18 protein-coding genes and 1 tRNA gene are annotated in these 21,488 nt (G+C 58.1%); 9 read left to right on the plus strand and 10 right to left on the minus strand.

Annotation, left to right across the window (positions count from 1 at the left end):
* Positions 1–48: 48 nt before the first annotated feature.
* Positions 49–915, plus strand: coding sequence for a DUF808 domain-containing protein (locus HMPREF2796_RS01750; protein ID WP_070630479.1), 867 nt, complete (start codon positions 49–51; stop codon positions 913–915).
* A 506-nt stretch (positions 916–1,421) separates the two neighbouring features.
* Here the strand turns inward: HMPREF2796_RS01750 and putA are convergent.
* Both putA and putP read right to left on the minus strand, forming a co-directional pair.
* Positions 1,422–5,021, minus strand: coding sequence for a bifunctional proline dehydrogenase/L-glutamate gamma-semialdehyde dehydrogenase PutA (gene putA, locus HMPREF2796_RS01755; RefSeq protein WP_070630481.1), 3,600 nt, complete (start codon positions 5,019–5,021; stop codon positions 1,422–1,424).
* Positions 5,022–5,294: 273 nt separating this feature from the next.
* Positions 5,295–6,812, minus strand: a complete 1,518-nt coding sequence (putP, locus tag HMPREF2796_RS01760) for a sodium/proline symporter PutP (RefSeq protein ID WP_049257664.1) — start codon at positions 6,810–6,812, stop codon at positions 5,295–5,297.
* 682 nt (positions 6,813–7,494) lie between these two features.
* On the opposite strand from putP, the gene HMPREF2796_RS01765 reads away from it, so the two are divergent.
* From HMPREF2796_RS01765 to hpf, 8 genes are all read left to right on the plus strand, one after another.
* A complete protein-coding gene (locus HMPREF2796_RS01765; protein ID WP_070630482.1) occupies positions 7,495–8,043 on the plus strand; it encodes a KdsC family phosphatase in 549 nt (182 codons plus the stop codon).
* Complete coding sequence (lptC, locus tag HMPREF2796_RS01770) at positions 8,040–8,621, plus strand: LPS export ABC transporter periplasmic protein LptC (RefSeq protein ID WP_070630485.1); 582 nt, start codon at positions 8,040–8,042, stop codon at positions 8,619–8,621. Before HMPREF2796_RS01765 ends, lptC begins: the two co-directional genes overlap by 4 nt.
* A complete protein-coding gene (lptA, locus tag HMPREF2796_RS01775; protein ID WP_088383463.1) occupies positions 8,599–9,117 on the plus strand; it encodes a lipopolysaccharide transport periplasmic protein LptA in 519 nt (172 codons plus the stop codon). Before lptC ends, lptA begins: the two co-directional genes overlap by 23 nt.
* 10 nt (positions 9,118–9,127) lie before the next feature.
* Positions 9,128–9,508 (plus strand): MmcQ/YjbR family DNA-binding protein, encoded by a 381-nt coding sequence (locus tag HMPREF2796_RS01780; protein WP_070630487.1) that lies wholly within the window; start codon positions 9,128–9,130, stop codon positions 9,506–9,508.
* A gap of 136 nt (positions 9,509–9,644) precedes the next feature.
* The gene (locus HMPREF2796_RS01785) at positions 9,645–9,995 is read left to right on the plus strand and encodes a hypothetical protein (protein WP_070630489.1); all 351 of its coding nucleotides are present in this window, start codon (positions 9,645–9,647) and stop codon (positions 9,993–9,995) included.
* 80 nt (positions 9,996–10,075) lie between these two features.
* Positions 10,076–10,810, plus strand: a complete 735-nt coding sequence (lptB, locus tag HMPREF2796_RS01790; RefSeq protein ID WP_023887455.1) for an LPS export ABC transporter ATP-binding protein — start codon at positions 10,076–10,078, stop codon at positions 10,808–10,810.
* 18 nt (positions 10,811–10,828) lie between these two features.
* On the plus strand, positions 10,829–12,199 hold the full coding sequence (gene rpoN / locus HMPREF2796_RS01795) for an RNA polymerase factor sigma-54 (protein WP_070630491.1): 1,371 nt from the start codon (positions 10,829–10,831) through the stop codon (positions 12,197–12,199).
* Between the two features lie 43 nt (positions 12,200–12,242).
* Positions 12,243–12,563 (plus strand): ribosome hibernation-promoting factor, HPF/YfiA family, encoded by a 321-nt coding sequence (hpf, locus tag HMPREF2796_RS01800; RefSeq protein ID WP_003824407.1) that lies wholly within the window; start codon positions 12,243–12,245, stop codon positions 12,561–12,563.
* A 130-nt stretch (positions 12,564–12,693) separates the two neighbouring features.
* On the opposite strand, the gene HMPREF2796_RS01805 is transcribed toward hpf, so the two are convergent.
* The 8 genes from HMPREF2796_RS01805 to ispG form a co-directional block, all read right to left on the minus strand.
* Positions 12,694–14,112, minus strand: coding sequence for an OmpP1/FadL family transporter (locus HMPREF2796_RS01805; protein ID WP_070630494.1), 1,419 nt, complete (start codon positions 14,110–14,112; stop codon positions 12,694–12,696).
* A 348-nt stretch (positions 14,113–14,460) separates the two neighbouring features.
* Positions 14,461–14,537 (minus strand) — tRNA-Met (locus tag HMPREF2796_RS01810).
* Between the two features lie 250 nt (positions 14,538–14,787).
* Complete coding sequence (gene rnhB / locus HMPREF2796_RS01815) at positions 14,788–15,372, minus strand: ribonuclease HII (protein WP_070630496.1); 585 nt, start codon at positions 15,370–15,372, stop codon at positions 14,788–14,790.
* The gene (gene lpxB, locus HMPREF2796_RS01820) at positions 15,369–16,523 is read right to left on the minus strand and encodes a lipid-A-disaccharide synthase (protein ID WP_070630498.1); all 1,155 of its coding nucleotides are present in this window, start codon (positions 16,521–16,523) and stop codon (positions 15,369–15,371) included. Before lpxB ends, rnhB begins: the two co-directional genes overlap by 4 nt.
* A gap of 259 nt (positions 16,524–16,782) precedes the next feature.
* The gene (pyrE, locus tag HMPREF2796_RS01825) at positions 16,783–17,427 is read right to left on the minus strand and encodes an orotate phosphoribosyltransferase (protein ID WP_070630499.1); all 645 of its coding nucleotides are present in this window, start codon (positions 17,425–17,427) and stop codon (positions 16,783–16,785) included.
* A 150-nt stretch (positions 17,428–17,577) separates the two neighbouring features.
* On the minus strand, positions 17,578–19,389 hold the full coding sequence (typA, locus tag HMPREF2796_RS01830) for a translational GTPase TypA (protein WP_070630667.1): 1,812 nt from the start codon (positions 19,387–19,389) through the stop codon (positions 17,578–17,580).
* A 174-nt stretch (positions 19,390–19,563) separates the two neighbouring features.
* Entirely contained in the window at positions 19,564–19,959 is a 396-nt protein-coding gene (locus tag HMPREF2796_RS01835; RefSeq protein ID WP_035573809.1) for a hypothetical protein, read from the minus strand.
* Between the two features lie 250 nt (positions 19,960–20,209).
* Positions 20,210–21,487: a flavodoxin-dependent (E)-4-hydroxy-3-methylbut-2-enyl-diphosphate synthase gene (gene ispG, locus HMPREF2796_RS01840; protein ID WP_070630501.1), complete on the minus strand. Its 1,278-nt coding sequence runs from the start codon at positions 21,485–21,487 to the stop codon at positions 20,210–20,212.
* Between the last annotated feature and the right edge of the window lies 1 nt (position 21,488).

Below are 21,488 nucleotides of genomic sequence, written 5' to 3' on the forward strand. Positions count from 1 at the left end.
CCTTGTCCTGATTTAAATTTAATCCACTATATATCACAAGGATTCAAAATGGTTTTCTCCTCCCTCCTCACCCTGCTCGACGACATCGCCTCCGTGCTCGACGACGTGGCCTTGATGACCAAAGTGGCCGCCAAAAAAACCGCCGGCGTGGTGGGCGACGATTTGGCGCTCAATGCCAACCAGGTAACCGGCGTACGCGCCGACCGCGAGCTGCCCATTGTGTGGGCGGTGGCCAAGGGCTCGCTGGTGAACAAGCTGATTCTGATTCCCGCCGCCCTGCTGCTTTCCGTGTTTGCCCCTGCGCTGATTACGCCGCTTTTAATGTTCGGCGGCGGTTATTTATGTTTTGAAGGCGTGGAAAAACTGCTGCACAAGCTGATGCACCGCCGCGACGGCAGCGCACACAGCGTGCCCGACGAATTGATCGACGAAAACACCAAAATCAAAGGCGCCATCCGCACCGACTTCATCCTCTCCGCCGAAATCGTCATCATCGCCCTGGGCGTGGTGGCCGAATCCAGCCTCACCACCCAAATCATCAGCCTGCTGCTCATCGGCATCGGGCTTACCGTGTTTGTGTATGGCATCGTGGCGTTAATCGTGAAGGCCGACGACTTCGGCTTCGCCCTGATGCGTCGCCCGGCTACCGCTGCGGTTGGCAAAGCCCTTATTTTGTTTATGCCGTGGTTCATGCGCGGCGTCAGCATCGTGGGTACGCTGGCCATGTTCCTCGTGGGCGGCGGCATTTTTGCCCACAATTGGGGCGCGCTGCACCATTGGCTGCACGAACACCACTGGGACAGCGGCCTCACCAGCACGCTTGCCTACCTAATCACCGGCCTCGTCGTGGGCGCGGTTGCCTGCGCGGTGGTGTTGCCGCTGATGAAGCTGTGGGAAAAGCGGCGGCAGGATTGAGTTAGTACATAGCACAATAGAAAGGCTACCTGAAACTTTTAGCTTCGCAGAAGCCTTGTTGCGCTGCGTTTTTAGGTAGCCTTTTTCTTATCTGGGTTGGATGCTTAATATCCGGCAAAGCATTCGATTCTTTCAATATAGCGAATTAAAATAAGAATGCTAGTGCCTTGGCTCGCTTGGTTGCTCTAGCTGTATTATCTGAGGCTTACTGCCTTGCTCCATTCCCATTTGCACAGTAATAAAGTGTGGAAATCAACAGCGTTGTTTACACTTTCGGCTTTTGCTTGAAGACCCGTTTGAGCAGCTATCCGGCATTGTCAAGAATGTCGATAGACACGGGAAAACCGCTCTGTTCTTGATAATGACGGATGGCTGCCTAAGAATCATTCAAGAAAAAACAAAAGCTGTCCGCCGTAGAAAAAGTGTAAACAACGCGACGATTTCCTACAAATAAAGGCTACCTGAAACTTTCAGGTAGCCTTTTTCTAGCTTACACAAACGCTGGTTTAATCGCCTGCGGCCATCAGGTGGGCGTTGCCGCCGGCGGCGGTGGTGTTGATGCTGCAGGAGGTTTCTTCAAACAGCTGCAGCACGTCCACGCCGTGTTGGGCGTTGATGATGCGCACCAGTGCGCCGTCGCTGCCGGCCAGTGTCTGTTTGAGTTCCACCGGCAATTCTTCCAGGGCAACCACATGGCTGATGCCGGCGGAAGCGGGCGTGGCGGAAGTTTCCAGCAGGTCGGGAGCCTGTTCGGCGTAGGCGGCCAATGGATGCTGGTCGGACACGAGGGCGGTGATGCCGGAGCCGGCAAGCTCAATCCAGGCGGCGAAGGCTTGCAGCAGGCTGCCGCCGTAGAGCCATACGCGTTTGGGCGCATGCCAGCTCAATACGTTGTGCTCGCCGGTGGGGCCGCGCAACACTTGCTCGGCTTGGCGCAGGGTGTGTACGCGGGCGCGACCGAGGCTGCCGGCCAAGTCCAGTTTCTGCTCTTGGGTGAGCGGCAGGCTTTGCAGCAGGGTTTGCAGGCGGTTGAGCGCGTCTTCATCGGCTTGGCCGCTGCGGGTGAGCGGGGGCGTGCGCCAGCTGTTGAGACGGCTGAGGCGTTGCAGGTAGAAGGGGCCGCCGGCTTTGGGGCCGGTGCCGGAGAGGCCGTGGCCGCCGAAGGGCTGCACGCCCACCACGGCACCGACGATGTTGCGGTTCACATAAAGGTTGCCGGCTTCGATGCGGCGGCGGATGTGTTCCACCGTGCCGTCGATGCGGCTGTGGATGCCGCCGGTGAGGGCGTAGCCTTTGGCGTTGATTTGGTCGATGAGCTGGTCGAGCTCGTCGGCGCGGTAGCGGATAACGTGCAGGATCGGGCCGAACACTTCGCGCTGCAAGTCGTTCAAATTGTTCAATTCAAACAGAGTGGGCGCGATGAAGGTGGCGTTATCGGCATTTTCAGGTAGCCTGATTTGATGGCTGGATTTGGCGATGCCTTTCATGCGGTCGATGTGGCTTTGCAGATTGGCCTGCGCTTCGGCATCGATTACCGGGCCGATATCGGTGCTCAGCTCGGCGGGGTTGCCCACGCGCAATTCGTCCATCGCGCCTCGAATCATGTTCACCATGCGGTCGGCCACGTCTTCCTGCACGCACAAAATACGCAGGGCGGAGCAACGCTGGCCGGCGCTGTCGAAGGCAGAGGCGAGCACGTCAACGCATACTTGTTCGGCCAGCGCGGTGCTGTCCACAATCATGGCGTTCTGGCCGCCGGTTTCGGCGATCAGCACGGGTTGGCCGCTGCGGCGGGCAAGCGATTGGTTAATGAGGCGGGCCACTTCGGTAGAGCCGGTGAACACCACGCCGTTGATGCGTTCGTCTTGCGTGAGGGCGGCACCCACATCGCCCGCGCCAAGCACAAGCTGCAGCACGTTGCGCGGAATACCGGCTTCATGCATCAGCTGCACGGCGCGGTAGGCGATCAGGCTGGTTTGTTCGGCGGGTTTGGCCACCACGGTGTTACCGGCAGCCAATGCAGCCACCACTTCGCCGGTGAAGATGGCCAGCGGGAAGTTCCACGGGCTGATGGTCACGATGGTGCCCACGCCCCGGCTGTTTTCAGGTAGCGTGTGTTCGGCTTCGTCGGCGTAGTAGCGGCAGAAATCCACGGCTTCGCGCACTTCGGCAATGGCGTTGTTCAGCGTTTTGCCGGCTTCGCGCACGGCCAAGGCCATCAGCTCGGGCATGTGCGTTTCCATCAGGTCGGCCAGGCGGCGCAGCATGGTGGCGCGCTCGGCGGCGGAAACGGCAGACCAGCTGCTTTCGGCGGCTTTGGCGGCGGCGATGATTTCCGGCACGGCGGCGGCCTCTACGAAGGCGGCACTGCCCACCACTTCGCTGTGGTCGGCCGGATTACGCACTTCATGCGCGGCCTGAGTTTTGGCAGGCACGGCCAAAAGCGGCACGGTATGCAAGGGCGTGGCAGCGGCATTGTTCATAACGGTTTGCAGCTCTTGCAACGTGCTTTCGTTGCTCAGGTCGAGGCCTTGCGAATTGAGGCGTTCGTTGCCATACAGATTGCGCGGCAGCGGCAGGCTGTTGTTGGGGTGGATACCTTGTTCGGCAATGGTGTCGAAGGGGCTGCGGATGAGGGTGTCGATGCTGATGTTTTCATCCACAATCTGGTTGACAAACGAGGTATTCGCACCGTTTTCCAACAGGCGGCGCACCAAGTAGGCGAGCAGGGTTTCATGCGTGCCCACCGGCGCATACACGCGCACGCGCCGTCCCAAGTTTTGTGGGCCGACCACTTGGTCATACAGGGTTTCGCCCATGCCGTGCAGGCATTGGTGTTCGAACTGTTTGCCTTTGCCCATCTGGTAAATCGCGGCCAGGGTGTAGGCGTTGTGGGTGGCGAATTGCGGGAACACGGCGTCTTGCGCATCCAGCAGTTTGCGCGCGCAGGCCAAGTAGGAAATGTCGGTGTGGACTTTGCGGGTGTAGGTGGGATAGCCATTCATACCGTCCACTTGCGCCCATTTGATTTCGCTGTCCCAATACGCGCCTTTCACCAGGCGGATCATCAGCTTCTGATTGTTGCGGCGGGCGAGGTCGATCAAATAGTCGATTACGAAGGGGCAGCGTTTCTGATAAGCCTGCACCACGAAGCCAATGCCGTGGTAGCCGGCCAGATCGGGATCGGAAACTAGGGCTTCCATCAAATCGAGTGAGAGTTCGAGGCGGTTGGCTTCTTCGGCGTCGATGTTGATGCCAATGTCGTATTTTTTGCCGAGCAGGAACAATTCTTTCAGGCGCGGCAGCAACTCGCTCATCACGCGGTCGTGTTGGGCACGGGAATAGCGCGGGTGGATGGCGGAGAGTTTGACGGAAATGCCGTTGCCTTCATAAATGCCTTTGCCGGCGGCATCTTGGCCGATGGCGTGGATGGCGTTGACGTAGTCTTGATAGTAGCGTTCGGCATCGGCTTCGGTCATGGCGGCTTCGCCGAGCATATCGAAGGAATAGAGATAGCCGAGTTTTTCGCGTTCTTTGCCGTTTTTCAGGGCTTCTTCGATGGTTTGGCCGGTAACGAACTGTTTGCCGAGCATGCGCATGGCGTAGTCTACGCCTTTGAGGATGAGCGGCTCGCCGCCTTTGCTCACGATGCGGGTGAGCGCGTTGCCGAGGCTTTGGCCGCTGGGGGCGGCAGCGAGCTTGCCGGTAACCAGCAAGCCCCAGGCGGCGGCGTTTACAAATAAAGAGGGGCTGTTGCCGAGGTGGCTTTTCCAGTCGCCGCCAGAGATTTTGTCGTGGATAAGTTTGTTGCGGGTGGCTTTATCGGGAATACGCAGCAGGGCTTCGGCCAAACACATCAGGGCGATGCCTTCTTCGCTGGAAAGGGAGAACTCATGCATCAATGCGTCCACCCCGCTGGCACGGCGGCGCTCTTCGCGCACCTGCTTCACCAGCCGGCGGGCGAGCCGGTCGGCGGCGGTACGCTCGTCTTGGCTCATCTGGGCGCGTTCGAGCATATCCTGCACGGCTTCAACTTCGTCGCGGCGGTAGGCATCGGTAACGGCTTGGCGCAGGCTGGTTTGTTGGGGATGGGCAAACTGGAACATGGTTGGTCTCCGTGGTTGGTGGGGCTGCCCGATAAACCGCTTTTCAGGTAGCCTCTGTTTCGTTATGAATAGCTGCTTGGTTTGAACTTCGGTAAAACGGCATCATAAACCAAACTGCGGATAATGTGAAAGAATGTTTGGCAAGGAAGGGGCTTGGTTAATCGCTTAAGGGCTGGCTGAACAGGCCGGAGGCAGTTTCAGCTAGCCTAAAACCTTTTGATACGGGCAGTTTGAAGGCTACCTGAAAATTTTCAGGTAGCCTTTTGCCGCCCTTTATTTTGCGGCGCGGTAATCCGCATCGGCTTTTTCGAAGCGTTGGCAGATTTCCTCAGAAGGTGCTTTGCCAACCAGCGATACAGCTACGGCAGTCAGGCCGCAGGCGATGAAGCCGGGGATGATTTCATACAGCGTAGCCATGCCGGCGTTGGCCAGCGCAGGATTCACCACCTGTACCCACAGCACCACCACCGCAGCGCCGGCAATCATGCCTGCCAATGCGCCGTTGGCGGTCATGCGTTTCCAGAACAGGGAAAGGATAACGATGGGGCCGAATGCCGCGCCGAAGCCTGCCCAGGCAAATTCCACCAGTTGCAGCACTTTGCTGTCGGGGTCGGCGGCAATCAGGATGGCGATAACGGCCACGGCCAGCACCATGATGCGGCCAATCCACACTAATTCTTTCTGCGGCGCGTTCGGGCGCAGGAAGCCTTTATAGAAGTCTTCAGTGATGGCGCTGGAACACACCAAAAGCTGGCAAGACAGGGTGGACATCACGGCCGCCAGAATCGCGCTCAAAATCACGCCGGCAATCCACGGGTTAAACAACAGGGTGGACAAGGCGATGAATACGCGTTCGTGGTTACCCTGCATGGCAGCAGCTTGCTCGGGATGGGCGCCGAAGTAGGCGATACCGTAATAGCCCACGGCCACTGCGCCGCCCAAACACAAAATCATCCAAGTCATGCCGATGCGGCGAGCACCCACCAGCGATTTCACGCTTTCGGCAGCCATGAAGCGCGCCAGAATGTGCGGCTGGCCGAAGTAGCCCAAGCCCCAGGCGGCGGTGGAAATGATGCCGATGAAGGTTGTGCCGTGCAGCAGGCTGCCGTATTCCTTGCCGTTGGCAGCGGCGGCGGTTTGGATGAGGGCGGAAACTTCATCTGCGCCGCCCGCGCCCAAATACACCATCACCGGCGTGAGCAGCAGGGCGAAAATCATCAGCGTGGCCTGCACAGTGTCTGTCCAGCTCACCGCCAAGAAGCCGCCGATAAAGGTGTAGGCAATAGTGGCGCCCGCACCCAGCCACATAGCGCTGGTGTAGCTCATGTCGGTAAACAGGCTTTGGAACAGGCGGGCACCGGCCACAATGCCGCTGGCGCAATAAATGGTGAAGAAAAACAGAATGATGAACGCGGAAATCACTTTCATCGCCTGCCCTTGCGCGCCGAAGCGGTGGTGGAAATAATCGGGCAGGGTGAGCGCGTTGTTGTTGTATTCGGTGTGCACGCGCAGCCGTCCAGCCACCAAGAGCCAGTTGAGATACGCGCCGATAATCAGGCCGATGGCAATCCAAGATTTGCTCAGGCCGCTCAAATACACTGCGCCCGGCAGGCCCATCAGCAGCCAGCCGGACATATCCGAAGCCCCGGCCGACATGGCGGTAACAAACGGGCCCAAGCTACGGCCGCCGAGGATATAGTCGTCAAAATTGCGGGTGGAAAAATAGGCCGCGAGGCCGATTAACAGAACGGCAACCAAATAGATGCCGAAGGTGATATACATCGGGTTCATGAGCTGCTCCTTGTTGTTATCTTTGATTTCCTAAACCGCCTCGTGGCGGTTTGATGGTGTATCGCTAAAGCACCTATTTCTTCTTACTGCGTCGGCTTGCCTTGCCATACTGCTCGTACTGTCTTCGGCTCGCCGCCTGGTATGAAAAAATAAGTGCTTCAGCTATGGCCGCCTGCTGTAAAAACGAGCAACCTAGTTTTGCTTATACTGGAAAACAACAGAATAAGTCAATATGCGTAAAGAAGCTTGCAAATAACCTGCGGAAGGAGAACAAAATAAATACAATTGAGAATGAAAAATGCTACCTGAAAACACAGGCTTCAATAGGGTGAAAACAAAGTTTTAACGAACTGAACCGATGTTTTGATGAAGCTCAGGCTGGTATTTTGATGAGATGAAAGCGCAAGCTCGGATGAAGTACGCCAGGCGTCAAGCCGATTGCTGCTGAAGTGGTCCGCACAAGCAAGATACTAGGCCGAATAGGCTAGATGGAAATATATTTCCTATTGTTATCATATTATTACTACAACTCAAACCCAAAAAAGGCTACCTGAAAACCATTTGATGTTTTCAGATAGCCTTTTCTTTGCTCCGCCGCGCCAAGCAAAAACCATGCCGAACGGGTTTGTGCCCGTGCTAGAGCATGTTATCATGGGTCTAATTCGAAACTGAGATTGCCCGCATGAGCCCTATTCTGCCCGAATTGCCCGAATACCTGCGCCGCCGCGCCGCCGAAATCAAACTGTTGATTATGGACGTGGACGGCGTGCTCACCGACGGCCGCATCTTCATCCGCGACAACGGCGAAGAAATCAAGGCCTTCCACACGCTCGACGGGCACGGCATCAAAATGCTGCATCAATGCGGCGTGCAAACCGCCATCATCACCGGCCGCGACGCCCCTTCTGTGGCCGTGCGCGCCAAACAGCTCGGCATCCATCACTACTTCAAAGGCATCAGCGACAAACGCGCCGCCTACGCCGAATTGCGCGAAGCCGCCGGCGTGGCCGAACACGAATGCGCCTACATCGGCGACGATGTGGTGGATTTGCCCGTGATGGTGCGCTGCGGCCTGCCCGCCGCCGTGCCCGAGGCGCACGAATGGGTTTTGCAACACGCTGCCTACATCACCCGCCGCCCGGCCGGCGCCGGTGCCGTGCGCGAATTGTGCGAAGTCATCATGCAGGCCAAAGGCTACCTGAAAACCGCTTGGGAGCAATACACAGAATGATTAAACGATTCGGCGGCTGGTGGTTTCCGCTGGTGTTGGCACTCGCGCTCGGCGGCGTGAGCTTCTGGCTCGACCGCATCAGCCAGCTCGAAACCGAAGAAACCCCGCTCGATCCGCACGAGCCGCAATACCAGATTTTCGGCATCCGAGGCCGCCGCTTTGCCGCCGACGGCAGCCTGGCCCAGCAGCTCACGGCCACCCGCGCCTGGCAGTTTCCCAACCGCCAAGACGGTTATTTGGCCGAACCTAATGTGATGTTTTCGCAAGGCGGGCAGATGGTGTACCGCATCACCGCCGATCAGGCACACTATATCGGCGGCGAAAACCAAGTGGTATTTGAGAAAAACGTGGTGTTTGACAAACCCGCTATAAACGGCCAGCCTGCCGGCCGCCTCAAAACCGACAGCCTCACCGTCAACACCCAAACCCAAACCGCCCATACCCAAGATTTGGTGAACTATCAATACGGCGCCTCCCACGGCACCGCCCAAGGCATGACCTACAACCACAAACAAGGATTGCTCAATCTTTCCTCCCGTATTAAGGCCGTGATTTATGACCCCAAACAACAACATTAAACCCGCCCGCGCCCTTCTCCTCGCCGCCGCCCTGCTATTGCCAGCCGCGGCTTCTGCGCTCACCTCCGACCGCAACCAACCCATCCAAATCGAAGCCGACCAAGGCTCGCTCGACCAAGGCAACCGCAGCACCGAATTTTCCGGCAACGTGGTTATCCAGCAGGGCACCATGTATATCCGCGCCGCCAAGGTGCGCGTGGTGAAAGCCGCCGACGGCGCGCAAACCATGACCGCCTCCGGCAGCCCGGTACACTTCGGCCAGCAGCTTGACCGCCAAGGCACCGTGAAAGGTCAGGCCGCCCGCGTGGAATACCAATCCGCCACCGGCATCGTGAAACTCAGCGGCGGCGCCAAGCTCGAGCGCGGCGGCGACCGGGCCAGCGGCGACACCATTACCTACAACACCCGCACCGAAGTTTATACCGTGCTGGGCGGCAGCCGCAGCAACGCCAACAAAGGCCGCGTGAGTATCACCATCCAGCCGCAGCAGAAATAACGGAGGCGGGATGAAGGCCGAAACCCTGTTTGCCGAAATGGTCGAACGCTACCGCGCCGCGCCCGACCATCCCTTTTCCCGCTTCCCCGAATACGCCGTATTCCGCCACAGCGGCAGCCGCAAATGGTTTGGCGTGTACCTGCCTGTGCCGGCGGAAAAACTCGGGCGCGCCCCCGGCCGCACCGTGCCCCTGCTCAACGTGAAATGCCGCCCCGAACACATCGGTGCCATGCGCGCCCAAGCCAGCATCCTGCCCGCCTACCACATGAGCAAAGAACACTGGCTGAGCATCGAATTGGAACAGGCCGACGACGCGCTGATCCGCCAACTGATTGACGACAGCTTCCGCCTCACGCAGGGCAAAGCCAAGATCAGAAAACAGGCTACCTGAAAGCCTGCGATACCGGTTTCAGGTAGCCCGCATTTGAGGCTACCTGAAAAATAAAACACCTTTTGCATCGCTGACATAATGATGCTCAGGTAGCCCCACGCCGCACAGGCTACCTGAAACCGAAAACCAAGCAACCATGAATATCCGTGCCCTCCTCCTCTCCTGCCTAGCCATGCTTACCGCCTGCGCTGCCCCGCCGCCAACCGCCGCGCCAAGTGCACTCAGTGCCCAGCCGGAACAGCAAGCCGCCAACCGCGTGCTGATTGTGTTATACGACTCCGCTGTCGGCGCGGAGCCGCTGCTTCAGGCCGTGCGCGAAATGCAGGCCGAGCTGGTGTACCGTTATACAAACATCAACGGCATCGCCGCCCGCATCCCGCCGCAGCAGGAGATGGAGCAGGCCATCCACCGCTTGGAGTGCGTGCCGGGCGTGTTGCAGGTGCAACGCGACCAAATAATGCAGCTGCAAAACCCTGCTACGCATTGAACCCGCGTATGGCAGCCCTATTTTTCAGGTAGCCTCAGCGCTGCCCGTGATACCCAACCAACCCAAGGGAAAACAACATAATGACCACACCGCACAGCCGCCTCAGCGTTAAACAGCTGCGCAAAAGCTTCAAACAGCGCCAAGTGGTGCAGGATTTCTCGCTCGATATCGAAAGCGGCGAAGTGGTTGGCCTGCTCGGCCCCAACGGCGCGGGCAAAACCACCAGCTTTTACATGATTGTCGGCCTGGTGGCCGCTGACCACGGCACCATCAGTCTCGACGGCCACGAGCTGCGCCACATGACCGTGTATCAGCGCGCCCGCTTAGGCCTGGGCTATCTGCCGCAGGAAGCCTCGATTTTCCGCAAGATGACGGTGGAAGAAAACATCCGTGCCATCCTGCAATTGCACGAAACCGACCGCCATACCATCGAATCGCGCCTCAACGACCTGCTGGCCGACCTGAACATCACCCACCTGCGGCAAAGTCCCGCCCCCGCCCTCTCCGGCGGCGAACGGCGCCGCGTGGAAATTGCCCGCGTGCTGGCCATGAGTCCGCGTTTCATCCTGTTGGACGAACCCTTTGCCGGCGTTGATCCGATTGCCGTGATCGACATTCAAAATATCATCAACTTCCTCAAACAGCGCGGCATCGGCGTGCTGATTACCGACCACAACGTGCGCGAAACCCTGCGCATCTGCGACCGGGCCTATATCATCAACAACGGCGCCGTGCTGGCCAGCGGCCGCCCCGAAGAGTTGGTGGGCAACGAAGAAGTACGTGCTGTGTATCTGGGCGAGAACTTCGATTACTAAGGTTTCAGGTAGCCTAAAATGACCCAGCAATCCGTCAAACTCAAACTGCGCCAAACCCAGCAGCTCAATCAGAAGCAGCAGCAATCTTTGCGCATTTTGCATATGTCGTCGCTGGAATTGGCCGAAGAAGTGGAAAGCTGGCTGGCCGACAACCCCCTGCTCGAACGGCCGGAACACGATCCGGCCGACAGCGGCGAGCCCGAACCCCATTATTCCGCCGCCATACCGGTTACCCGCAAAACCAACAGCATGGAAGAGGGCGACGTGTGGGAAACCGTGGCCGACGAAGCCGATTTCCGCCGCATGCTGCACGAGCAGGTGTGCGAACACCCGCTAGACGAAGACCAGGCCGCCCGCGTGCATTTGCTCATCGACTACCTCGACGACCAAGGCTACCTGAACGACAGCCTCACCGACATCGTGGAAAACTCCCCGCTGGAATGGATGCTCGATGAAGACGACATGGCCGAAGCCCTGCGCCATTTGCAGCAGTTCGATCCCGCCGGCGTGGGCGCGCGCGATTTGGGCGAATCATTATTGCTCCAGCTGGCGCGGCGGCAGCCGGACGACACCGTATTCTGCGCCGTGCAGCTGGTGAAACACTTCCTGCCCGACATCGCCAAAAGCAGCCTGCCGCAGCAAGTGCGCAAAAAACTCCCCCAATACAGCGCCGCCACCATCGAAGCCGCCCAGGCCCTCGTCGCCTCCCTCAATCCTTTCCCCGCCTACGGCCTTTCCGGCTCCGGCCACACCGAATACGTCGATCCCGACGTGTGGATCCGCCCCGACCCCGAAACCGGCAAATGGACGGTGGGCATGTACCGCCAGGCCTGGCCGCAGGTGCAGCTCAATCAGGAATATTCCGACCTGCTCGCCGAATACGGCAGCGAAGCGCCGGAGTTGAAACAAAAGCTCAATGAGGCTAAAGTATTGCTAAGCTCGCTGGAGCAGCGCAAAAGTACCGTGTTGCGGCTGGCCGAAACCATTTTGGAGCGTCAGGCCGATTTCTTTTCCTTCGGCGCCATCGGCCTCGTGCCGCTGACCATTAAAGAAACCGCCACCAACCTCGGCCTGGCCGAAAGCACGGTGTCCCGCGCCGTAAACCAAAAATATTTGGCTTGCCCGCAAGGCATATTTCCGCTACGCTATTTTTTCAGCCAGGCAGCCGCCTACAGCAGCGAAGAAGACGGCGACGGCATCAGCGCCAACGCCGTGAAAGCCCTAATCGAAAGCCTGATTGCCGGCGAAGACAAACGCAAACCGCTCTCCGACCAAGCCATGTCCGAGCGGCTCGCCCTGCAAGGCATCGTACTCGCCAGACGCACCGTGGCCAAATATCGCGAAGAACTCAATTTCCCGCCTGCGCACCAACGCAAGCAGAAAGCCTAGCTTGCCGCCGCGCGCAGCCAACCCACCTGTAAAGGAGTGAGCTATGAACCTGAAAATCAACGGAATCAACATCGAGGTTACCGAAGCCCTGAGAGATTACATCAGCGGTAAACTCGAACGCATCGTCCGCCACAGCGACAACGTGATTTCCGCCACCGTTACCCTATCGGTGGACAAACTGGTGCAAAAAGCAGAAGTGGATTGGCATATGGCCGGCAAAGACCTGCACCTCGACCAAACCGACAAAGACATGTATGCCGCCATCGACCTCTTGGTAGACAAACTCGACCGCGCCGTACTCAAACACAAAGAGAAAAAACAACAGCACCGCGCCGAACCCAGCGGCAAGGTGAGCATCGAATAAGCTTTGAACCGCCCAATCGGGCATAGATAAAGCAGGCTGAAAAGCCTGCTTTTTTACTAGGGATGGGAGGATTAGACAAGGCTACCTGAAGCCATGCTTTCAGGTAGCCTTTTTGCCGCCATGAATCGAATTAGAATTTATAAGTGTACTGCAAGCCTAAGATATGGGAATGGCTTCTGAATTTGGCGGAGCCGTGGGTGCGGCTGGACACGCAGGCTTGCGAGCCGGGGCCGGAGGCTGTGCCGCCGCACCAGCCGTTTACGTTGGCAGAGGTGTTTTTCACGTGCACATAGCTGTAGGCGAGGTTGAGGCTGTGCTGCTGATTGATGTCGTATTTGCCGCCAAAGGAGAGCCAGAGGCGGTCGGCATCGGGCAGGGTGCTCATGCGGGTGTTGGCGCCGCGTACGGGGGATTGGTCATAGGCGATGCCGAAGCGCAGTTGCAGGGGGTCGGTGATTTGGTAAGACGCACCAAGGGAGAGTTTATAAGTGTTGCGCCACTGGGGGGTGAGGATGGTTTGATTGCTGCGGCCAGGGGCAGCAGGGTTTTGCGGGTTGGCCACGGTTTTGGTGTTGCCGAAATTCAGCTCGGCACGGTCGAAGCGGGAGTGGCGTGTCCAGGTGGCGTCGCCATAGAGCGACCAGCGCGGCGTGAGTTTGTACATGCCGTGCAGGGAGAAGGATTCGGGGGTAACGATGCGCACGTTGGCGGCTTCGGATTCGGCGTAGCCATTGGCGCGGATGGCGTTGGAAATTGTGCCGCCCATCGGAGTTTGGAAGGCTGCGCCCACCAGTTTCCATTCGGCATCGCCGCGCAGATTGTGGCTGACTTTGGAGCGGTAGTTTGCGCCCAAACGCAAGGAGTCGTTTACGTCCCACAGCCAGGCGAGGTTGTAGCCGAAGCCCCAATCACTGCCTTCCACGCTGGCATAACCATCGGCAAAGCCGTTGCGGCGCAGCGGAGGGAAGGCGCCGAAGTTGGCGTATTGGCGCAAATTGGCAGTGGTGTGCTGAGCCACCAGGCCGAGGGCAACAGAGTGCTGATCGTTGATTTTATAGGCAACGGTGGGCTGGATAGCGATGGTTTTCACGCTCAACTCGTTTAGGTTGTAGCGTAAAACGGCATCATGCTGGTATTCGGTGCCGGAGCCGAAGGGAACGTACATGCCCAAGCCCAGGGCAAGGTTATCGTTTAGGCGGTGCGACAAATAAAAATGTGGCGCAACCACTATGCTCTTCGGGCGGATGTTGCCGGAAGTGGCGCCTTGCACGGGTTGGTTGGTGCCGGGGTAGTAGGCTTCGGCATCGCTGTATTTCACGCTGGGCGCAACAAGGTTGACGTTGATGCTGACTTGCGTGCCTTCGAGTTTGGTGAGGCCGGCGGGATTGTGGAACAAAGTGGAAGGATCGGTGGCTTCGGCGGAGGAGGAGTTGGCCGTGGATTGGCTGCTCACGGATTGAGTGCCGAAATGGTAGCCGGAGGCCCAGGCTTGGGTGGAAAAAGCGGCGGCCAGCAACAGGGCTAGGCGGGAGAAATGGCGGGTTGTCATGATCTATTTGGTTGAAGAAATTAAGATATTTATCGGTTCACAGGCATATTTTCAGGTAGCCTTGATAAAGGGGCTACCTGAAACATTACGCCATATAGCTAAACATCTGCATCCTTTCGCAGTTGTTTGGCTATTAACGTTGAATAACTATTCTACAGGAAATTTTGTACAAAAATAAAACCCAGCGGCCAAAACAGCTGGGGTTGGTAATGTTAGGATTGGTAAAATTCCAACAGATTGCCAGCCCTCGGCCAAACTGCGACACATCGTTTTATTTTTGAGTTATATGCGGGCATAAAATTGCCGGAATGCAAAAACCTCCCAGCAATTTGCCGAGAGGTTTGGAATTGGTTGCGGGGGCAGGATTTGAACCTACGACCTTCGGGTTATGAGCCCGACGAGCTACCATGCTGCTCCACCCCGCGTCAGGGAAGGTGGACTATACGCGTCTTGGCGGAGCTTGTCAAGTTTGTGCACCACATAAAGGCTATTGGCCTGCATTGTTTGATTAATTTTGTTTGCGCAATTTGGCTGTTCTGCCCAGCAGGCTACCTGAAAGCGATGTCTTGGCGAAGCCAAGGATGCGCTTCTGCGAAGCTAAAGCGCAAGCTTCAACGAAGCTAAAGCGATGGTTTGACGAAGGCAAAGCTAAGTTTCTGCGGGCGCAAACCTGATTCACTCAAACAGCCGCCTCTGCGCCAGGATTTCCCGCACCGGAGCAAAACTGCGGCGGTGTTCGGGCAGGGCGCCGTGGCGTTGCAGGGCGGCGAGGTGTTCGGCGGTGCCGTAGCCTTTGTGCCGTTCGAAGCCGTATTGTGGGTAGCGTTCGGCCAGGGCATACATTTCCGCGTCGCGCGCGGTTTTGGCCAGCACGGAGGCGGCGGAAATCTGGATGACTTTGCTGTCGCCTTTTATTACGGCTTCGGCTTCGCAGCCCAAATCGGGCGGCACGCGGTTGCCGTCTATCCACACTTTTTCAGGTAGCCTTTCCAGCCCGTGTACGGCGCGGCGCATCGCCAGCATGGTGGCGTGCAGGATGTTGAGCCGGTCAATTTCTTCCACTGAGGCGGCGGCCACGCACCAAGCCAACGCCTGCTGTTTAATCAACACCGCCAACTCGTCGCGGCGGCGTTCGCTGAGCTTTTTCGAGTCGGTAAGCCCCGGCAAATCGTATTCGTTTGGCAACACCACTGCGGCGGCAAACACGCTGCCGACCAATGGCCCGCGTCCGGCCTCGTCCACACCGGCCTGCCAAATCATGGGGTTGCCCCCGCGGCGGCCAATACTGCCGCTGCGGCTTCGGCGGTGGTGTCTTTGCGCAATAAATGGTGCAGCTCGGTGAAATCCTGCTGCAGCGCGGCGGTTTTCTCCGGCGAGCGATACCAATCCAGCAGCGCGGCGGCCAGCTTTTCCGGCTCGGCATCGTGCTGCAGCAGCTCCGGCACGGCGGCGCGGCCGAGCAGCACGTTGGGCAGCCCCACATAGGGCACTTTGATTTTGTGCTTCACCAGCGCATAGGTGAGCGGCGAGATTTTGTAGCTGATTACCATCGGCCGTTTGCACAGCGCCACTTCCAGCGTGGCGGTGCCGCTGGTGACCAACACCGCATCCGCCGCCGTGCAGGCTTGCGCCGTGCCGCCCGGGAGCAGTTGCAAGGGCAGGCGGCAATACGGCTCGGCGCCGAGCAGACTTTGCAGGCGCGTGCGGGTGGCTTCGGTGGCGTAGGGCAGCAGGAACTGCGCCTCGGGAATTTGTTGCCGAACCAGCTGAGCAGCTTGCAGAAACAGCGGTGCCATATAGTCGATTTCGCTCACGCGGCTGCCGGGCAGCAGGGCGAATACGGGCTGTGTTTCAGGTAGCCCCAACTCGCGGCGTGCGGCGGCGCGGTCGGCTTCCAAAGGCAGGGTTTGCGCCAACGGGTGTCCCACAAACCGCGCCCGCCCGCCGGCCTGCCGGTATAGCTCCGGCTCCATCGGAAACAGGCACAGCACTTCATCTGCCTGCTGCACGATTTTATGCACCCGCTCGCGCCGCCACGCCCACACCGAAGGGCTCACATAATGCAGTGTGGGGATGCCCGCAGCCTTGAGCGCGGCAGCCACGCCCAGGTTGAAGTCCGGTGCGTCGATGCCCACGAACACATCTGGCCGCTGTCGTTTCATTTCGGCAATCAAGCCTTTGCGGATGCACCAAATCGCCGGCAGGTTTTTCAGTACTTCCACATAGCCCCGCACCGCCAGCGTTTCTTGGTCGAACAGGCTTTTTAGCCCAGCCGCCTGCATACGCGGGCCGCCGATGCCGGTAAACCGTGCCTGCGGGCAGCGCGCGCGGATGGCCTCAATCAGGTGTGCACCGAGCAAGTCGCCCGAAGCTTCGCCGGCACACAGGGCGATAAGGGGGGAAGTGTTCATGGTGGGAACGGCTGGAAAATGAAGATGCGGTATTGTACCGAAGAATGTGGCTGCGGGCGGCTGAAACGTTGAAGGTTACCTGAAAATTTTAGCTTCGCAGAAACACCACCTTGGCTGTGCCAAGGCCTGTTTTAACTTCGTTGAAGCTGGCGCTTTAGCTTCGCCAAGACATCGCTTTCAGGTAGCCTTAAAGCCGTTTCGAGGACTGCAAAAAAGGCTACCTGAAACCCACATTCCCAATTTCAGGTAGCCTTTATTCTTAATCCGCCACCCCGTAGCGGTCGCGGTAGGCCTGCACCGGCTCGAGGTGTTGCCGGAACTGCGCATCGTCTTGCAAGAGCGCGAGCAAATCGGCCAGGCTGGCAATCGGCACCACCGGCAGCCCGTATTGCTGGCGTACCTCTTGCACCGCCGATTGGTTGCCCGTGCCTTTTTCCATGCGGTCGAGCGCAATCGCCACCCCGGCCGGCGTAGCGCCTGCCTGCTCAATCAGGCGCACCGATTCGCGCACCGAAGTGCCGGCGGAAATCACATCATCGATAATCAACACCCGCCCGGCCAGCGGCGCACCCACCAACGTACCGCCTTCTCCGTGGTCTTTGGCTTCCTTGCGGTTGTAGGCAAAAGGCATGTTGCGCCCAGCTTCGGCCAGCATCATCGCCGTGGCCGAAGCCAGCACGATGCCTTTATAAGCCGGGCCGAACAACATATCGAACGCTACCCCGCTCTCGAGAATCGAACGCGCATAAAACCGCGCCAACGCAAGGGTGGAGGCGCCGTCGTTAAACAGCCCGGCATTGAAAAAATAGGGCGAAAGCCGCCCGGCTTTGGTAACAAACTCGCCAAAGCGCAGCACATCCTGCTCCAGCGCAAAGCGCAGAAAATCCTGCCGAAAATCGCTCATGATGCCTTTCCTGAAATCAAGAATTGAAAACGGCGGCATTATAGCCGATTCTGCCATACTCTTCGGCTGATATGAAAAAGGTTACCTGAAAACCGGCGGGCGGATTTCAGGTAGCCTTTGTTGATATGGCCTGAGGCTTTTCAGGTAGCCTTAGTCCAATTTTTTAAAGTGGCGGCGGCGTTCCAGTTCGCTCAGGTAGCGTTTGCGCAGGCGGATGGATTGGGGGGTGATTTCCACCAGTTCGTCATCGTCGATAAATTCCACCGCGCTTTCCAGCGTGAGCTTAATCGGCGTGGTCAGGCGCACGGCTTCATCGGTGCCGCTGGCGCGCACGTTGGTGAGCTTTTTTCCTTTGAGCGGGTTTACCACTAAGTCATTGTCGCGGCTGTGGATGCCGATGATCATGCCTTCGTAGATTTTGTCGTTGGGCGATACGAACATGCGGCCGCGCTCTTCCAGATTCCACAGGGCATAAGCCACGGCTTCGCCTTGCTCTTGCGACACCAGCACGCCGTTGCGGCGGCCGGGCATATCGGGCTTCACGGGGGCGTAGTCGTCGAACACATGGCTCATCAGGCCGACGCCGCGGGTGAGGGTCATGAATTCGCCTTGGAAGCCGATGAGGCCGCGCGCGGGAATGTGGTATTCGAGGCGGGTGCGGCCGTGGCCATCGCTTTCCATATTGGTGAGTTCGCCGCGGCGGCGGCCGAGTTCTTCCATGACGGCACCTTGGTTTTCGTCGGGTACATCCACGGTAAGGTTTTCATATGGCTCGAATTTTTGGCCGTTGATGTCACGGTACACCACGCGCGGTTTGCCCACGGCCAGCTCGTAGCCTTCGCGGCGCATGTTTTCCAGCAGGATGGTGAGGTGCAGTTCGCCACGGCCAGACACGCGGAATACGTCGGCATCGGCGGTGTCTTCCACCCGCAGGGCAACGTTGGTGAGCAGCTCGCGTTGCAGGCGGTCGCGGATTTGGCGGCTGGTAACGAATTTGCCTTCGGTGCCGGCTAGCGGGCTGGTGTTGACCATGAAGTCCATGGTGAGGGTGGGCTCGTCCACGCTCAGCATTGGCACGCCGATGGGGTTGTCTTTGTCGCAAATGGTTACGCCGATGCCGATTTCGTCGATGCCGGAAATCAGCACGATGTCGCCGGCTTCGGCTTCCTGCATCGGCACGCGTTCCAGCCCGCTGAAACCGAGCAGCTGGTTGATGCGGCCTTGGGCGATTTGTTTGTCGTGGTTCATCACGGCCACGGTTTGGCCGGGGCGGATTTTGCCGTTGAGGATGCGGCCGATGCCGAGGCGGCCGGTGTAGTTGTCGTAATCAAGCTGGGAGATTTGCAGCTGCAGCGGCGCATCGGCGCTACCTGAAGGTGCGGGGGTGTATTTGAGGATGGTGTCGAACAGCGGGCGCATATCGCTGCTCTCGTCTTCTTCGTTCAGCTTGGCAAAGCCGGAAAGGCCGGAAGCATAGACGATGGGGAAATCGAGCTGCTCTTCGCTGGCGCCAAGGTTATCGAACAAATCAAAGGTTTGATCGATCACCCAGCTGGCGCGGGCGGTCGGCTTGTCGATTTTGTTGATCACCACAATGGGTTTCAAGCCCAGCGCGAGGGCTTTTTTGGTGACGAAGCGGGTTTGCGGCATCGGGCCCTCTTGCGCGTCCACCAACAGCAGCACGCAATCCACCATGCCGAGCACGCGTTCTACTTCACCGCCGAAGTCGGCGTGGCCGGGGGTGTCGACGATGTTGATGTGGTAGCCTTCGTATTCGATGGCGGTGTTTTTAGCCAGGATGGTGATGCCGCGTTCTTTTTCGAGGTCGTTGCTGTCCATCACGCGTTCATCTACGTGCTGGTTGGCGCGGAAGGTGCCGGATTGGCGCAGGAGCTGGTCTACGAGTGTGGTTTTGCCATGATCGACGTGGGCGATGATGGCGATGTTACGAATGTTTTTCATGTTAGTTTGTTGCCGCAGCGGGTGCGGAAAATAATTTTGGAAACTGTGCATTATAGCAGTCCTACTATTCGCCCCGCAAAGCCGGGCAGGTGGTCGGATGTTTTTCAGCTAGCCTTTGGGGTGTGAAAAAGGCTACCTGAATTTCAGGTAGCCTGTATGGGCTTGGGTTGTGGCTTAGTCGACAAACTGCCGCAACATACTCACGGCCAAGTGGCTGAACTGGCGGTATTTGTCGGTTTTTTCGATTTTATCCTTATCGAGCCCGATTTCGATGATGACGCCGGCTTTGTTGCCGTAGAGCACGGTGTTTTCAATTTCGTAGGCGCTGTGGGTTTTGCCTTTGCTATCGGGCGTAGGTACAATGAAGGCCTGCAGCATTTCGCCGCTGGCCAGGTTTTGCAGGATCAGGCTTTTCTTCACGTTTTCGGCCACATCGCCGCTCACGTATTGGAAGGGGTTGGTGGCCACATCGGTTACGCCGCGATAGGTGTAGATGTAAACCTTGTGTTCGAGTTTGAAATTGTTGATTAGATAGAGTTTGAGCAGAAGCTGACGGAGGTCTGCGGCCATGATGTTTCCCTTTGTGTGCCCGCTATAGCTGCGGTTGGTGGGCATTATAGCCAATCTGCGGATATTAAAGCGATAGCCGTAGCATATTTTTAGTGAATTAATAAGAATGCTGCTGTGTTGACTTGTCTTGCCATACTACTTCTACGGTGTTTCAGGTAGCCTGCAATGTTTGTAGCCGTAACGAGGCTACCTGAAAATAAAAAACCTTTGCCAGCGAAGCAAAGGTTTTATTTTTTGTATGCCAATCCGGCTAAACTTGGCGGATGGGAATGATTTTGGCGGCTTGGCCGAGGCGTTTTTTACCGCCTTCGCCGTAGTTTTCGGCCACGTAGTTTTCCACAATCTGCAAAAACTCAGCAGCCATATTGTCGCCTTTGAGCGTTACTGCACGCTCGCCGTCTACATACACGGGGGCAACTGGGGTTTCGCCGGTGCCGGGCAGGCTGATGCCGATATCGGCCAGTTTGCTTTCGCCGGGGCCGTTGACCACGCAGCCCATCACGGCCACGTTCAGGCTTTCCACGCCGGGATATTTGTGTTTCCACACCGGCATCTGCATCCGCAGGTGCAGCTGGATATCGCGCGCCAGCTCTTGGAATACTGTACTGGTGGTGCGGCCGCAGCCGGGGCAGGCGGTAACCATCGGTGTGAAGGAGCGTAGCCCCATGGTTTGCAGGATTTCTTGCGCCACAATCACTTCCTGCGTGCGCGAGCTGCCTGGCTCGGGAGTGAGCGAAATACGGATGGTGTCGCCGATGCCTTCTTGCAGTAATACAGACAGTGCGGCGGTGGAAGCCACGATGCCTTTGCTGCCCATGCCGGCTTCGGTGAGCCCCAGATGCAGCGGATAGGCGCAGCGGCTGGCCAAGTCGCGGTATACCTGAATCAAATCCTGTACGGCGCTAACTTTGCACGACAGGATGATTTTGTTTTCAGGTAGCCCCAAATCCACGGCTTTTTGTGCGGATTCCAACGCAGAGAGCACCAATGCTTCCTTCATCACGGCTTCGGGCGGCAGCGGCTCGGGGCGGTTGCGGTTGGCATCCATCAGGCGTTTGGCCAGGCTTTGGTCGAGGCTGCCCCAATTCACGCCGATGCGCACGGCTTTGCCGTTTTCGGCTGCGGTGCGGATTAAAAAGGCGAATTTCTCATCGCCTTTCGTACCTTTGCCCACGTTGCCGGGATTGATGCGGTATTTGGCCAAGGCCTTGCCGCATTCGGGAAACTCGGCCAAGAGGCGTTCGCCGTTGAAGTGGAAATCACCAATGAGCGGGGTGGGGCAGCCCATGTCGTCGAGCCGGCTGCGGATTTCGGCCACTTTGGCGGCGGCCTGCGGGTTGTTTACCGTAATCCGCACCATTTCCGAGCCGGCTTCGCTGAGCTCTTTCACTTGTAAGGCGGTGGCTTCGGCGTCGGCGGTGTCGGTGTTGGTCATCGACTGCACCACCCCCGGCGAGCCGGAGCCGACGGTGATGTGTTCGATTTCTACCTGATGCGTGCGCCGGCGGGAAGGAAGGGTTGTGTTCATA

This window comes from Eikenella sp. HMSC071B05, assembly GCF_001811325.1.
Lineage (GTDB): Bacteria > Pseudomonadota > Gammaproteobacteria > Burkholderiales > Neisseriaceae > Eikenella > Eikenella corrodens.

Excerpts from the sequence above, each read along its gene's own strand:
- HMPREF2796_RS01750 (WP_070630479.1), top strand. The coding sequence starts at position 49 with ATGGTTTTCTCCTCCCTCCTCACCCTGCTCGACGACATCGCCTCCGTG.
- putA (WP_070630481.1), bottom strand. The coding sequence starts at position 5,021 with ATGTTCCAGTTTGCCCATCCCCAACAAACCAGCCTGCGCCAAGCCGTT.
- putP (WP_049257664.1), bottom strand. The coding sequence starts at position 6,812 with ATGAACCCGATGTATATCACCTTCGGCATCTATTTGGTTGCCGTTCTG.
- HMPREF2796_RS01765 (WP_070630482.1), top strand. The coding sequence starts at position 7,495 with ATGAGCCCTATTCTGCCCGAATTGCCCGAATACCTGCGCCGCCGCGCC.
- lptC (WP_070630485.1), top strand. The coding sequence starts at position 8,040 with ATGATTAAACGATTCGGCGGCTGGTGGTTTCCGCTGGTGTTGGCACTC.
- lptA (WP_088383463.1), top strand. The coding sequence starts at position 8,599 with ATGACCCCAAACAACAACATTAAACCCGCCCGCGCCCTTCTCCTCGCC.
- HMPREF2796_RS01780 (WP_070630487.1), top strand. The coding sequence starts at position 9,128 with ATGAAGGCCGAAACCCTGTTTGCCGAAATGGTCGAACGCTACCGCGCC.
- HMPREF2796_RS01785 (WP_070630489.1), top strand. The coding sequence starts at position 9,645 with ATGAATATCCGTGCCCTCCTCCTCTCCTGCCTAGCCATGCTTACCGCC.
- lptB (WP_023887455.1), top strand. The coding sequence starts at position 10,076 with ATGACCACACCGCACAGCCGCCTCAGCGTTAAACAGCTGCGCAAAAGC.
- rpoN (WP_070630491.1), top strand. The coding sequence starts at position 10,829 with ATGACCCAGCAATCCGTCAAACTCAAACTGCGCCAAACCCAGCAGCTC.
- hpf (WP_003824407.1), top strand. The coding sequence starts at position 12,243 with ATGAACCTGAAAATCAACGGAATCAACATCGAGGTTACCGAAGCCCTG.
- HMPREF2796_RS01805 (WP_070630494.1), bottom strand. The coding sequence starts at position 14,112 with ATGACAACCCGCCATTTCTCCCGCCTAGCCCTGTTGCTGGCCGCCGCT.
- rnhB (WP_070630496.1), bottom strand. The coding sequence starts at position 15,372 with ATGATTTGGCAGGCCGGTGTGGACGAGGCCGGACGCGGGCCATTGGTC.
- lpxB (WP_070630498.1), bottom strand. The coding sequence starts at position 16,523 with ATGAACACTTCCCCCCTTATCGCCCTGTGTGCCGGCGAAGCTTCGGGC.
- pyrE (WP_070630499.1), bottom strand. The coding sequence starts at position 17,427 with ATGAGCGATTTTCGGCAGGATTTTCTGCGCTTTGCGCTGGAGCAGGAT.
- typA (WP_070630667.1), bottom strand. The coding sequence starts at position 19,389 with ATGAAAAACATTCGTAACATCGCCATCATCGCCCACGTCGATCATGGC.
- HMPREF2796_RS01835 (WP_035573809.1), bottom strand. The coding sequence starts at position 19,959 with ATGGCCGCAGACCTCCGTCAGCTTCTGCTCAAACTCTATCTAATCAAC.
- ispG (WP_070630501.1), bottom strand. The coding sequence starts at position 21,487 with ATGAACACAACCCTTCCTTCCCGCCGGCGCACGCATCAGGTAGAAATC.